General features: G+C 70.7%; 13 protein-coding genes. All 13 read right to left on the bottom strand.

Translation table 11 applies throughout. The features are described 5' to 3' along the window. Window positions 1-39 precede the first annotated feature (39 nt). Entirely contained in the window at window positions 40-264 is a 225-nt protein-coding gene (locus tag DNK56_RS25700) for a F0F1 ATP synthase subunit C (RefSeq protein WP_111338203.1), read from the bottom strand. 70 nt (window positions 265-334) lie between these two features. Beyond that, on the bottom strand, window positions 335-1,171 hold the full coding sequence (gene atpB, locus DNK56_RS25695) for a F0F1 ATP synthase subunit A (protein ID WP_199563699.1): 837 nt from the start codon (window positions 1,169-1,171) through the stop codon (window positions 335-337). Window positions 1,172-1,382: 211 nt separating this feature from the next. After that, window positions 1,383-1,820, bottom strand: coding sequence for a hypothetical protein (locus tag DNK56_RS25690; protein WP_111338201.1), 438 nt, complete (start codon window positions 1,818-1,820; stop codon window positions 1,383-1,385). A gap of 260 nt (window positions 1,821-2,080) precedes the next feature. Continuing rightward, window positions 2,081-3,493, bottom strand: a complete 1,413-nt coding sequence (locus tag DNK56_RS25685; RefSeq protein WP_199563626.1) for an MraY family glycosyltransferase — start codon at window positions 3,491-3,493, stop codon at window positions 2,081-2,083. 116 nt (window positions 3,494-3,609) lie between these two features. Further along, window positions 3,610-4,251, bottom strand: coding sequence for an arsenate reductase/protein-tyrosine-phosphatase family protein (locus tag DNK56_RS25680; protein WP_111338199.1), 642 nt, complete (start codon window positions 4,249-4,251; stop codon window positions 3,610-3,612). Beyond that, complete coding sequence (locus DNK56_RS25675) at window positions 4,248-4,895, bottom strand: L-threonylcarbamoyladenylate synthase (protein ID WP_111338198.1); 648 nt, start codon at window positions 4,893-4,895, stop codon at window positions 4,248-4,250. The genes DNK56_RS25680 and DNK56_RS25675 overlap by 4 nt, the downstream gene beginning before the upstream one ends. 58 nt (window positions 4,896-4,953) lie before the next feature. Further along, entirely contained in the window at window positions 4,954-5,799 is an 846-nt protein-coding gene (gene prmC, locus DNK56_RS25670; protein WP_111338197.1) for a peptide chain release factor N(5)-glutamine methyltransferase, read from the bottom strand. A 45-nt stretch (window positions 5,800-5,844) separates the two neighbouring features. After that, entirely contained in the window at window positions 5,845-6,921 is a 1,077-nt protein-coding gene (gene prfA / locus DNK56_RS25665; protein WP_111338196.1) for a peptide chain release factor 1, read from the bottom strand. Between the two features lie 148 nt (window positions 6,922-7,069). Next, on the bottom strand, window positions 7,070-7,294 hold the full coding sequence (gene rpmE / locus DNK56_RS25660; protein WP_111338195.1) for a 50S ribosomal protein L31: 225 nt from the start codon (window positions 7,292-7,294) through the stop codon (window positions 7,070-7,072). 223 nt (window positions 7,295-7,517) lie between these two features. After that, window positions 7,518-9,551, bottom strand: a complete 2,034-nt coding sequence (gene rho / locus DNK56_RS25655; RefSeq protein WP_111338194.1) for a transcription termination factor Rho — start codon at window positions 9,549-9,551, stop codon at window positions 7,518-7,520. Window positions 9,552-9,955: 404 nt separating this feature from the next. After that, window positions 9,956-10,876 (bottom strand): homoserine kinase, encoded by a 921-nt coding sequence (thrB, locus tag DNK56_RS25650; protein ID WP_111338193.1) that lies wholly within the window; start codon window positions 10,874-10,876, stop codon window positions 9,956-9,958. 336 nt (window positions 10,877-11,212) lie between these two features. Next, window positions 11,213-12,283 (bottom strand): threonine synthase, encoded by a 1,071-nt coding sequence (gene thrC, locus DNK56_RS25645; RefSeq protein WP_111338192.1) that lies wholly within the window; start codon window positions 12,281-12,283, stop codon window positions 11,213-11,215. A 6-nt stretch (window positions 12,284-12,289) separates the two neighbouring features. Next, window positions 12,290-13,600: a homoserine dehydrogenase gene (locus DNK56_RS25640; protein WP_199563627.1), complete on the bottom strand. Its 1,311-nt coding sequence runs from the start codon at window positions 13,598-13,600 to the stop codon at window positions 12,290-12,292. Window positions 13,601-13,687 lie beyond the last annotated feature (87 nt).

The raw sequence follows: 13,687 nt of genomic DNA, 5'->3' as shown, positions 1-13,687 counted from the left end.
TCAGTGCCTTTCGTCGGTACGGACTAGTCGCAGCTCGTCTTAGTAGACGAAGGGCATGACCAGACCGATGAGGGCGAGCGCCTCACAGAAGGCGAAGCCGAGGATCTGGTTGGCACGGATCAGGCCGGCGGCCTCGGGCTGGCGGGCGAGCGCCTGCGTGCCGTTGCCGAAGATGATGCCGATACCGACGCCGGGACCGATGGCGGAGAGGCCGTAACCGACGGAGCCGAGGTCACCGGTGACAGCAGCAAGGGTCTGGGACATGCCAGTTCTTCCTTCTCTTTACGGACCGGTGGGGGTTGGCCACCGGACGATTGGGGGGCGAGTGCCTTGCTCAGTGATGCTCGGCGAGCGCGCCCTGGATGTAGGTGCAGGTCAGGAGGACGAAGACGTACGCCTGGACCGCCTGGATGAAGAGCTCGAAGGCGGTCATCACGATGACCATGACGAACGAGACGCCCGCGTACGCGATGCCGATGCCGTTGAGCAGGTACCAGCTGGCGATCGTGAACAGCAGCAGCAGCGTGTGGCCGGCGAACATGTTCGCGAACAGTCGGACCGCGTGGGTGAACGGGCGCACCAGGAGGTTCGAGAAGAACTCGATGAAGGCGGCGAGGTAGGCCACCGCACCGAGCGACTTGTCGAAGCCGGTGAAGTTCTTGAGCGCTCCGACGAAGCCGTGGCGCTTGAAGGTCAGGCTGACCCACACGAGGTAGACGATGATCGCGAGTACCGCGGGGTACGCGATGATCGACGTCACCGGGAACTGGGCGACCGGGATGACCGACCAGAGGTTCATCATCCAGACGAAGAAGAACAACGCGACGACGAGCGGGACGTACTTCTCACCCTCGCGCTTGCCCATCGTCTCGTAGACGATGCCGCGACGGATGAAGTCGTAACCGGCCTCGGCGGTCATCTGGAGCTTGCCGGGCACCAACTTCGGCTTACGGAAGGCGGCCCAGAAGAAGCCCACGATGATGATCGAGCCGAGCAGGGCCAGCAGCATCGTCTTGTTGAAGTACAAGTTGCTGTCCGCGTCGCCCCAGATGGGCTCGAACAGGAACGAGTGCAGGCCGGGTGCCGGGAAACCACAACCGTCGAAGATGTGGCAATCGGTCTCGAAGGCGAGCACCTGTGTCGGGTCAGCACTCACCGCGGGCTCCTTCAGCGTGGCGCATAGGTACGGCAACCTCGTTGTGTCGGCGCGGCGCGCGGCCGCGGTTCGGCACTGGACTGGTGTTTCGGATGTGTGAGCGGCAGTCAGGCATGTGAGCCTCGCGATCGCGCAGGCGTCAGCTCACATGCACGCGCCCGCAGTGCCGCAGTTGGAACCGGACGATAGCAGGGTCCTGACCCCGCACTTATTCCGCCCCTACCCTTCACGCTTCGGACCCCGGGTTTCCGGGCTTGTCGCCCTTGTCGGACTCCGGTTCCACGTAAAGGATCTTGGCCTTCATGTGCGCACGTGCCTGTGCGCCGATCCAGACGAGGGTCGTCGCGACCAGGGTGATCGCGAAGGCCTTCGGGTTGAACAGCGAGGTGTTCTTGAATACGGCGACGAAGATGAACAGCAGAAGCAGTTGGGCCGTGTACAGCATCAGCCCCATGGCCTGGAACAGATGCGGCAGGGACCTGGCGGTCCGCTGCAGGACCACAAGGCCGATCCCCATGAAGAGGATGACCACGACCGTCCCCACGATCGCGCCCAGGGCTCCCTTTCCGCCCGCGACACCAGCGCTGACCGCGGCGGCGACGAGGCCGGCGGCAGCGGTGGGTACGGCGGATTGGAGGAGAGTCCGGACGTCGCTGGACGGCATGGGGCAGCTCCGCTTGCAAGGGGGTGGGCAAAGTGTCGTCATGGACGAGCGTAGGCCCGGTTCGAGTCGATGTTTCCCGCCGATGAACCGCGCTACATCAGGTCCTTCGGCTCCGTCACCGGGCTTCGTGAACGGTATCACAAACTATTTGATGAGGTCTTTACCAAGAAAGTGTGCTTGCCGTCACACGTGAGGACTAACGAGCACGTGTGAGCGCAGAACTCTTTCGATTTGTCTGCTAATGGCCGTCCACGACCGGTTCAGCGACGTGTGGAACCAGCCGCGCGGCGCTCGGAAATACGCGAACGATGGCTGATCGCCGTCGCTCCGTTGACGCCCGAGACCCCGGCGGTGACCGGAGCCGCAGGAGCCCCCTCCGGCTCGTTCCCGCCGTCCCCCGGCCCCTCGGGTCCTGCCGGGTCCATCTGGCCGTCCACGGGCCCCTGTTGGTCCTCCACGGCACCGTTTCCGGTGGCATCCTCCCCCCGGCGCCGCCGGCGGCGGTAGCGCGGGGGTACGAAGCTCTCCGCCCAGCGCGGGGCGCGGGGGGTGAAGCGGGGCATCAGGAGCAGGATCAGGCCGAGCGCGCTCAGGCCCACGATCACCAGGACGATCCACAGGGACGTCGAGTGGACCGAGTACCCCACCGCGCCGAAGGCGATCAGCGCCGACCAGAAGTACATGATCAGCACCGACCGGCTGTGCGAGTGGCCGATGTTGAGCAGCCGGTGGTGCAGGTGGCCGCGGTCCGCCGCGAACGGCGACTGGCCGTTCCAGGTGCGCCGCACGATCGCCAGCACCAGGTCGGCGGCCGGGATCGCGATGATGGTCAGCGGCAGCAGCAGCGGGATGAAGACCGGGAGCATCGCGTGGGTCGCCTGGCGCTCACTGCCCTCGAAGAGCCGCATGTTGTCCGGGTCGACCTGCCCGGTCACCGAGATCGCGCCGGCCGCAAGGACCAGGCCGATCAGCATCGAGCCCGAGTCCCCCATGAAGATCCGGGCCGGGTGCATGTTGTGCGGCAGGAAGCCCAGGCACATGCCCATCAGGATCGCGGCGAAGAGCGTCGCCGGGGCGGCGGCCTCGATGGTGTGCCCGTACCAGAGCCGGTAGGTGTACAGGAAGAACGCGGCGGCGGCGATGAGGACCATGCCCGCCGCCAGGCCGTCCAGGCCGTCGACGAAGTTCACCGCGTTGATCGTGATGACGACCAGCGCCACCGTGAGCAGCGTGCCCTGCCACGGGGTGAGGGCGACCGTGCCGACGCCGGGGATCGGCAGCCACAGGATCGTCAGGCCCTGGAGGACCATGACGGCGGCGGCCAGCATCTGCCCGCCGAGCTTGATCAGGGCGTCGATCTCGAACTTGTCGTCCAGGACGCCGATCAGCCAGATCAGCGCCGCCCCGGAGAGCAGCGCCCGCGGCTCGCTGGACAGCTCGAAGACACCGTCCAGGTTGGCCAGGTGGCTCGCGACGATCAGCCCCGCGCACAGCCCGCCGAACATGGCGATGCCGCCGAGTCTCGGCGTCGGTTCGCGGTGGACGTCGCGCGCGCGGATCGCGGGCATCGCCCCGACCGCGATGGCGAACTTGCGCACCGGACCGGTGAGCAGATAGGTCACAGCGGCCGTGACGCAGAGTGTCAGCAAGTAATCACGCACGGGCTGCCCCACAAATGTCGCCGGCCATCTCGGAGTGTGTTGGCGGACACGCTCCCAGCCCACACCTTAACTACGTCGGTCCCATGGTTGAGGACACGGAGTCGGCCGCGATGGTTGCACGGCGGACGTCAGCGGGGCGCGGAGACGCCGGTCAGCGCGGTGACGACCGGGTCCAGGGCCTGGCTGATCTCGTCGCCCACGGACCGGAAGAACGTGATCGGGGCCCCGTACGGGTCGTAGACCTCGTCGGCCTCGGCGGTCGGGGCCAGCAGCCAGCCGCGCAGCGCGGCGGCGGCCCGGACCAGAGCGCGGGCGCGCTCGACGACGCCCTCCTCGCGGGCGTCGGGCAGGGTCGCCGGGTCTATCGCGCGGACCAGCCGGGTGAACTCCTTCAGCGTGAAGGTGCGCAGTCCGGCCGAGTGGCCCATGGAGATGACCTGGGCGCGGTGGTCGCGCGTCGCGGTGAGCACCAGGTCGGCGCGGATGACGTGCTCGTCGAGCAGCTCACGGCCGGTGAACCCGGTGGCGTCCGCCCCGAAGTCGGCGAGCACCACCTCGGCGTTGGCCTCCATCGGGGCGCCCTCGTGGCCCCAGGTGCCCGCGCTCTCCACGATCAGCCCGCCCTGGAGCGGGTCGCCCAGCCGGTGCACCAGGGCGTGCCGGGTCAGCCGCTCGGTGATCGGCGAGCGGCAGACGTTGCCGGTGCTGACGTGGAGGATGCGGAAAGTGTTGGACCGCCCCGCTATGCCACGCCCCTCGGGGGCGGTCAATTGGCCACCTCGAGGTCGGGTACCACCTTGCGCAGCTCCTCCGCCGAGAGGGCCCCGGCACGCAGCAGGACGGGCACCTTGCCGGTGACGTCGACGATCGAGGACGGCACGATGCCGGGGGTCGGGCCGCCGTCGAGGTAGACGGAGACGGAGTCGCCGAGCATCTCCTGGGCGGCGTCGCAGTCCTCCGGCGCCGGGTGGCCGGTGAGGTTGGCGCTGGAGACGGCCATCGGGCCGACCTCCGTGAGCAGTTCGATGGCGACCGGGTGCAGCGGCATCCGGACGGCGACCGTGCCGCGGGTGTCCCCGAGGTCCCACTGCAGCGAGGGCTGGTGCTTGGCGACGAGCGTCAGGGCGCCCGGCCAGAAGGCGTCCACCAGCTCCCACGCCTGCTCGGAGAAGTCGGTGACCAGGCCGTGCAGGGTGTTCGGGGAGCCGATGAGGACCGGCGAGGGCATGTTGCGGCCCCGGCCCTTGGCTTCGAGCAGGTCGCCGACGGCCTCCGAACCGAACGCGTCCGCGCCGATCCCGTACACGGTGTCGGTGGGCAGCACGACGAGCTCGCCGCGGCGGACGGCCGACGCGGCTTCGCGCAGCCCCGTCGTACGGTCCGTCGCGTCGTTGCAGTCGTATCGCCGTGCCATCAGCCGGCCTCCTCAAGCGTGTACGGGTGGGGCGGGTTCTGGGCGCGCGGGGCCCGTGTCACGGCATCGCCTTGCGGGCCGTGGCGAACCGGGGGCGCCGGTTGAGGTCGGGGTGGTCGGCGGCGTCGGCCCAGCCCCGCTCCTCGGTGAAGATCCAGGGGACCTGGCCGCCCTGGGTGTCGGCGTGCTCGACGACGACGAGGCCGCCGGGGCGCAGCAGGCGGTGGGCGGTGCGCTCGATGCCCCGGATGGTGTCGAGGCCGTCCTCGCCGGAGAACAGCGCCATCCCGGGGTCGTGGTCGCGTGCCTCGGGCGCCACGTACTCCCACTCGGTGAGCGGGATGTACGGCGGGTTGGAGATGACCAGGTCGACCTGGCCGTCCAGCTCGGGCAGGGCGGTGAGGGCGTCGCCCTGGTGGACGGTGACGCGCGAGTCCTCGGCGTTCCTGCGGGTCCACTTCAGGGCGTCCTCGGACAGCTCCACGGCGTGCACGCGGGAGCGCGGCACCTCCTGGGCCATGGCGAGGGCGATGGCGCCGGAGCCGGTGCACAGGTCCACGATCAGCGGCTCGACGACGTCCATCGCGCGGACGGCGTCTATGGCCCAGCCGACGACGGACTCGGTCTCGGGGCGGGGCACGAAGACGCCGGGTCCTACCTGGAGCTCCAGGTAGCGGAAGAAGGCGCGTCCGGTGATGTGCTGGAGGGGTTCGCGGGCCTCGCGGCGGGCGACGGTCTCCCAGTAGCGGGCGTCGAAGTCGGCGTCCGGCACGTTGTGCAGCTCGCCCCGCTTGACGCCGTGCACGAACGCGGCGAGTTCCTCGGCATCGAATCTCGGTGAGGGAACACCGGCGTCGGCCAGCCGCTGGGTGGCCTGGGCCACCTCGGCGAGCAGCAGGTTCATCGCGGTTCTCCGTACGGGTTCACAAGCGGGGCGGGCGGGTGGGGCTCAGGCGGCGGCGAGCTTGGCCGCGGAGTCGGCGTCGACGCACGCCTGGATCACCGCGTCCAGGTCTCCGTCGAGCACCTGGTCCAAGTTGTACGCCTTGAAGCCGACGCGGTGGTCGGAGATCCGGTTTTCCGGGAAGTTGTACGTCCGGATCTTCTCGGACCGGTCGACCGTACGCACCTGGCTGCGACGTACGTCCGAAGCCTCCTGCTCGGCGGCCTCCTGGGCGGCGGCGAGCAGCCGGGAGCGCAGGATGCGCATGGCCTGCTCCTTGTTCTGGAGCTGGCTCTTCTCGTTCTGGCAGGAGGCGACGACGCCGGTCGGCAGGTGGGTGATGCGGACGGCGGAGTCGGTGGTGTTGACGGACTGGCCGCCGGGGCCCGACGAGCGGTAGACGTCGATGCGCAGGTCGTTGGCGTGGATCTCGACGTCGACCTCCTCGGCCTCGGGCGTGACGAGGACGCCGGCGGCGGAGGTGTGGATGCGGCCCTGGGACTCGGTGGAGGGCACGCGCTGCACGCGGTGCACCCCGCCCTCGTACTTCAGGCGGGCCCAGACGCCCTGGCCGGGCTCGGTGGCCCCGTTGCCGCCCTTGGTCTTCACGGCGACCTGGACGTCCTTGTAGCCGCCCAGCTCGGACTCGGTGGAGTCGATGATCTCGGTCTTCCAGCCGACGCGCTCGGCGTAGCGCAGGTACATGCGCAGCAGATCGCCGGCGAACAGCGCGGACTCGTCGCCGCCCGCCCCGGCCTTGATCTCCAGGAGCACGTCCTTGTCGTCGCTGGGGTCGCGCGGGACGAGGAGCAGGCGGAGCTTCTCGGTGAGTTCCTCGCGCTCCTGCTCCAGCTCCTTGACCTCGGCGGCGAAGTCGGGGTCGTCGGCGGCCAGCTCGCGGGCGGTCTCGATGTCCTCCCCGGCCTGCTTCCAGGAGCGGTACGCGGCGATGATCGGGGTCAGCTCGGCGTAGCGCTTGTTGAGCTTGCGCGCGTTGCCCTGGTCGGCGTGGACCGCGGGGTCGGCGAGCTGCTTCTCGAGATCGGCGTGCTCGCCGATCAGTTCCTCGACCGCCTCGAACATCTCGGCTCCTGGTTCCTTCGCTGGTCGTGCCTGCCGGCCGGTGGTTGCCTGCCGGGGCGGGGGTATACGGGCCCCGTCCCGGACCGGAAAAAAACGCCGGCCACGGCGCCCCCGGATGAGGGCGTCGCGGACCGGCGCGGACGGCTCGCTACTTGCCGGAGGCCTTGGCGCCCTTGCCGAAGCGGGCCTCGAAGCGGGCCACACGGCCACCGGTGTCGAGGATCTTCTGCTTGCCCGTGTAGAACGGGTGGCACTCGGAGCAGACCTCGGCACGGATGGTGCCGCTGTCCAGCGTGGAGCGGGTGGTGAACGACGCGCCACAGGTGCAGCTGACCTGCGTCTCGACGTACTGGGGGTGGATGTCGCGCTTCAAGGGTTTCTCCTAGGTTCGGGAGGGCACCGGGTCGCACGCGCGGATTGCGCGTCCGTGAACCGGGGCCGACGTACCAGTCTGCCAGGACCGGCCGTATCTCCCAAAACGAGGGTCGGCCCCCGGCTATTCCCCGGCCCGCCGGGGCGGGGGTACGGGGGTACGCGTGCAGGGCCGCACCCGCACCGGAGTGCGGGGGCGGCCCTGGACGGCGGCGGGGCCCCGACTAGTCGTTGTTGCCCGGCGCCGGGGTGGTCTTCTGGATCTGGAGCAGGAACTCCGCGTTGGACTGGGTCTTCCTCATCCGGTCCAGCAGCAGCTCGATGGCCTGCTGCTGGTCGAGGGCGTGCAGCACCCGGCGCAGCTTCCAGACGATCGCCAGCTCCTCGCCGCCGAGCAGGATCTCCTCCTTGCGGGTGGAGGACGCGTCGACGTCCACCGCGGGGAAGATCCGCTTGTCGGAGAGCTTGCGGTCGAGCTTGAGCTCCATGTTGCCGGTGCCCTTGAACTCCTCGAAGATCACCTCGTCCATCCGCGAGCCGGTCTCGACCAGCGCGGTGGCCAGGATGGTCAGCGAGCCGCCGTCCTCGATGTTGCGCGCGGCGCCGAAGAAGCGCTTCGGCGGGTAGAGCGCGGTGGAGTCGACACCACCGGACAGGATGCGGCCGGAGGCCGGGGCTGCGAGGTTGTACGCGCGGCCCAGGCGGGTGATCGAGTCGAGCAGGACGACCACGTCGTGGCCCAGTTCGACCAGGCGCTTGGCGCGCTCGATGGCCAGCTCGGCGACGGTGGTGTGGTCCTCGGCGGGGCGGTCGAAGGTCGAGGAGATGACCTCGCCCTTCACCGACCGCTGCATGTCGGTGACCTCTTCCGGACGCTCGTCGACCAGGACGACCATCAGGTGGCACTCGGGGCTGTTGACCGTGATCGCGTTGGCGATGGCCTGGAGGATCATGGTCTTGCCGGTCTTCGGCGGGGCCACGATCAGACCGCGCTGGCCCTTGCCGATGGGGGCGACCAGGTCGATGATGCGCGTCGTCAGGACGTTGGAGTCGGTCTCCAGGCGGAGCCGGTCCTGCGGGTAGAGCGGCGTGAGCTTCTGGAACTCGGGCCGGCCGCGGCCGGACTCCGGCGCCCCGGCGTTGACCGAGTCGAGGCGGACCAGCGCGTTGAACTTCTCGCGGCGCTCGCCGTCCTTGGGCTGGCGGACCGCACCGGTGACGTGGTCGCCCTTGCGCAGGCCGTTCCTGCGGACCTGGGCCAGCGAGACGTACACGTCGTTCGGTCCGGGCAGGTAGCCGGAGGTCCGGATGAACGCGTAGTTGTCGAGGATGTCCAGGATGCCCGCGACGGGGATCAGGACGTCGTCGTCGCTGACGGGCGGGGCGTCGCCCGCGAAGTCGTCGCGCCCGCGGCGGCCGCGGCGGTCGCGGTAGCGTCCGCGCCGGCCGCGCCGGCCGCCCTCGTCGTCGAAGCCGTCGTCCTGGGGGCCGTTGTTGCCGCCCTGGCTCTGGCCGCCGCCCTGGCGCCGGCCGCTCTGGTCGTCGCCCTTGCCCCGGCGGTCGCGCTGGCGGTCGCGGCGCTGCTCGCCGCGGTCACCGCGCTGCTGGCCGCGGTCCTGGCGGTCGCCGCGACGGCCCTCGGCGTTGTCGGCGGCGTTCTCGGCCTTGGCCTCGGAGCGGTCCTCGGCGGGCGCCTCGTGCTTCTGCTCGTGCTTGGGCTCGTCCTGGACGCGGTCCTTGGTCTGGATCTGGGTCTGCGCCTTGGTGTCCGGCTTGGTCTCCGGGCTGCCCGCCTGGGCGGTGGCACGGCGGCGGCGGCGTTCGCCCGCGGGCTGGTCGTCGCTGGCCGGCTGGCCCGGGATGTCGATCTGCTGCTGGGCCGCGGCCTTCTCGGCGGGCTCGGCGGCGGGGGTCTCGTCGGCGGCGATGGTGCGCGCCTTGGAGGTGACGCGGCGCTTCGGCTTCGTCTCCGTCGCCTCGGCGGGGGCCGCGGTGGCCCTGGCCTGGGCGGCGGGTGCGCCGCCGCCTGCCTGGGCCTCCTTGATGACCTCGATCAGCTGGCCCTTGCGCATCCGCGCGGTGCCCTTGATGCCGAGGCCGGACGCGACCTGCTGCAGCTCGGCCAGGACCATGCCCTCAAGGCCGGTGCCGGAGCGGCGGCGCCGTGCGGTGGTGCCAGTGGCAGCACCTTCGGCGGGCGCGGCGCTGTCGACGCTCTTGTCGGCAGTCACGCCCATCAGATCGGTGGTGTCGCTCACGAAGGGTCCTTCCCTGGAGCGGACGTCGGCCTTCTGGCTCGGCGACCGGTTGTGCTGTCCGGCTGCGGTCCTCGGTTGGTGCGGCCCGTGCCGGGGCGGTGGTCCGCCGGATGGAACGGCGGAGAGATGAGGTGTGCATGGGCCCGGCGCGAGCATCCCCCTGCTCGGCCCACTCTCTGGAGGAGCGAGGGGTGTCGTGCCGGTTCCGGAGCGTGCTCGCAACTGCTCAGGCAGGCTGCTCTGACAGTTGGGGAGGCTCCCGGAAGAAATGGTGGTCCCGAAGGGGACACGAAGCAACGCGCCTCATGGACGTCGATTGCAGACTTGAGGTTAACACTACCGGCTCCAACAAACATTCCCCCTCTCGCTCACCGGCAATCACTTCTCGGCCGGCGGTCTGCCGGTTACGACGACGTGAGCGGCAGGACGCTCGCGCCCTGCGCGTCGAGGGCGAGCCGGTTGGCCGCCCATCCCTCGCCCGCCAGCCGGGCGACCTTGTCGGCCTCGCCGTCCCCGGCCAGGGCCAGCACCGTCGGGCCCGCCCCGGAGATGACGGCCGGGACGCCCTCGGCGCGCAGCCGGCCCACCAGCTCGACGCTCTCGGCCATGGCGGGCGCGCGGTAGTCCTGGTGCAGCCGGTCCTCGGTGGCCGTGAGCAGCAGCTCGGGGCGCCGGGTCATGGCCTCGACGAGCAGGGCGGCGCGGCCTGCGTTGAAGGCGGCGTCCACGTGCGGAACGGTGCGCGGCAGGAGGCCGCGGGCGGTCTCGGTGAGGACCGGCTTGCCGGGGACGAAAACCACCGGAACGATGGAATCGGCGGGGTCCATCCTGATCGCACGGGCGGAGGAACCGTCCATCCAGGCGAGGGTGAATCCGCCGAGCAGGCAGGCCGCGACGTTGTCCGGGTGGCCCTCGATCTCGGTGGCCAGTTCCAGCAGGGCGGCGTCGTCGAGCCGGGCGTCCCCGCCGGTCGTCACGGCGCGGGCGGCGACGATTCCGGCGCAGATGGCGGCGGAGGACGAGCCCAGGCCGCGGCCGTGCGGGATGCGGTTGGCGCAGACGATCTCCAGGCCGCGCGGCTGCCCGCCGAGCAGGTCGAAGGCGGTGCGCAGGGAGCGTACGAGCAGGTGCTTCTCGTCGCGGGGCAGGGTCTGGGCGCCCTCGCCGGCGATGTCGATGTGCAGTCCGGAGTCGGCGACGCGGACGACGACGTCGTCGTACAGGCCGAGCGACAGGCCGAGGGCGTCGAAACCGGGGCCGAGGTTGGCGCTGGTCGCGGGGACGCGCACCCGGACGGCGGCGGCTCGGAAGGCGGGACCGGCCATCGCTGTGACGACTCTCCTTGTGAGGCGGCGGGGAATCCGAGGAGCTGCGGGCGGGGATTCTTCGGGGGAGCCGCAACGGCCCGGTGGCGCCCCGGCAGACGCGGCGGGGCGGGTTGGGTACAGCTTATCGAAGGAAGGTTCTGTGGCGACATAGGGCGCACAGGAGGCGCACGATGCGTGTCGCACGCCCGTGATGCGCTCTCCCGGGCGGAAAGGGCCGGTCGGGCGCCGTTTCTGACGGGGTGTCGCGCGTGCGGACGAGGTGGCGTGTGCGATGCCGGGGCCGTCCGTGTGGTCCGGGGGCCGTCCGTGCGGACCGGCCCCCGGACCGGCGGGTCAGGCCAGGCCCAGCCGTTCGGCGGCGGCGGCCGCGTCGACCGGGACGGTCACCGGCTGCGGGGCGCCCGCGACGGCCCAGTCGGGGTCCTTGAGGCCGTTCCCGGTGACCGTGCACACGATCTTCTGGCCGGGGTCCACCTTGCCCTCTTCGGCGGCCTTGAGCAGACCGGCGACGGACGCGGCCGACGCGGGCTCCACGAAGACGCCCTCCTGCGAGGCCAACAGGCGGTAGGCGGACAGGATCTGACGGTCCGTGACCTCGTCGATGAAGCCGCCGGACTCGTCGCGCGCGGCGAGCGCGAAGTTCCAGGAGGCCGGGTTGCCGATCCGGATCGCGGTGGCGATGGTCGACGGGTCCTTGACGACCTCGCCGCGCACGATGGGCGCGGAGCCGGACGCCTGGAAGCCCCACATGCGCGGCTTGTGCGTGGCCATGCCGTCGCCGGCGTACTCGGTGTAGCCCTTCCAGTACGCGGTGATGTTGCCCGCGTTGCCGACGGGGAGGACGTGGATGTCCGGGGCGTCGCCGAGGGCGTCGACGATCTCGAACGCGGCGGTCTTCTGGCCCTCGATGCGGACCGGGTTGACCGAATTGACCAGCGCGACCGGGTAGTTGTCCGAGAGCGAGCGGGCCAGCGTCAGGCAGTCGTCGAAGTTGCCGTCGACCTGGAGGATCTTGGCGCCGTGCACGAGGGCCTGGCCCATCTTGCCGAGCGCGATCTTGCCCTGCGGCACGAGGACGGCGCAGACCATGCCGGCCCGGACCGCGTAGGCGGCGGCCGAGGCGGAGGTGTTGCCGGTGGAGGCGCAGATGACGGCCTGCGCGCCCTCCTCCTTGGCACGGGTGATGGCCATGGTCATGCCGCGGTCCTTGAAGGACCCGGTGGGGTTGGCGCCCTCGACCTTGAGGTGCACCTCGCAGCCCGTGCGCTCGGAGAGGACCTGGGCCGGTACGAGTGGCGTACCGCCCTCACGGAGCGTGACGACCGGGGTCGTGTCCGTGACCGGGAGGCGGTCCCGGTACTCCTCGATGATGCCGCGCCACTGGTGGGTGCCCTTGGTGGTCATGGGTCCTTACTCCCCTTCAACACGCATGATGCTGGCGACACCGCGCACGGTGTCGAGCTTGCGCAGCGCCTCGACGGTCCCGGAGAGGGCGGCGTCGGGCGCGCGGTGGGTGACGACGACGAGCGATGCCTCGCCGTCGGATTCCTGGCTGTCCGGCCGGCTCTGCTGGCGGACCGTATCGATGGATACGCCCTGGTCGGCGAAGACCGTGGCGACCTGGGCGAGCACGCCCGGTTTGTCGGCCACGTCCAGGCTGATGTGGTACCGCGTGACGACGTCGCCCATGGGGCTGACGGGCAGCCGCGTGTAGGCGGACTCGCCGGGTCCGGTGGCCTCGTTGAGCTTGTTGCGGCAGACGGCCACGAGGTCGCCGAGGACGGCGGACGCGGTGGGCGCGCCGCCCGCGCCGGGGCCGTAGAACATCAGCTGCCCGGCGGCCTCCGCCTCGACGAACACCGCGTTGTACGCCTCGCGGACGGAGGCGAGCGGATGGCTCAGCGGGATCATCGCGGGGTGCACGCGGGCGGTGACGGAGGCTCCGTCGGCGGCGCGCTCGCAGATGGCGAGGAGCTTGACGGTGCAGCCCATGCGGCGGGCGGAGGCGATGTCGGCGGCGGTGACCTCGGTGATGCCCTCGCGGTGCACGTCGCCGATCCTCACCCGGGTGTGGAAGGCGATGCCGGCCAGGATCGCGGCCTTGGCGGCGGCGTCGAAGCCCTCCACGTCGGCGGTGGGGTCGGCCTCCGCGTAGCCGAGCGCGGTGGCCTCGTCGAGCGCCTCGGAGTAGCCGGCGCCGCTGGTGTCCATCTTGTCGAGGATGAAGTTGGTGGTGCCGTTGACGATGCCGAGCACCCGGTTGACCGTGTCGCCCGCGAGGGATTCGCGCAGCGGGCGGACGAGCGGGATGGCGCCGGCGACGGCGGCCTCGTAGTAGAGGTCGCGGCCGTGCCGTTCGGCGGCGGCGTGCAGCGCGGCGCCGTCCTCGGCGAGCAGCGCCTTGTTGGCGGAGACGACGCTCGCGCCGTGCTCGAAGGCGGTGGTGATCAGGGTGCGGGCGGGCTCGATGCCGCCGATGACCTCGATGACGACGTCGACGTCGCCCCGTTCGACCAGGGCGGTCGCGTCGGTGGTGATCAGCGCGGGGTCGATGCCCTCGCGCACCTTGGACGGCCGGCGCACGGCCACACCGGCGAGCTCCACCGGCGCGCCGATGCGCGCGGCGAGGTCGTCGGCGTGCGTCGTCATGATGCGCGCCACCTCTGAGCCGACCACACCACAGCCCAGCAGCGCCACCTTCAGCGGACGCGTACGCATCATCCGACCTCGTTTCCTTTACAGCTGTTGTACGGACCAGTCTCACTCACCGGACGGGTGTTCCCGCCACCCGTCCGGATCGTGAGACCT

The sequence above is a fragment of the Streptomyces sp. AC1-42W genome (assembly GCF_003248355.1).
Taxonomy (GTDB): domain Bacteria; phylum Actinomycetota; class Actinomycetes; order Streptomycetales; family Streptomycetaceae; genus Streptomyces.
Note: the sequence above shows the minus strand (reverse complement) of the source record. Positions and strands in the feature narration are given on the sequence as shown.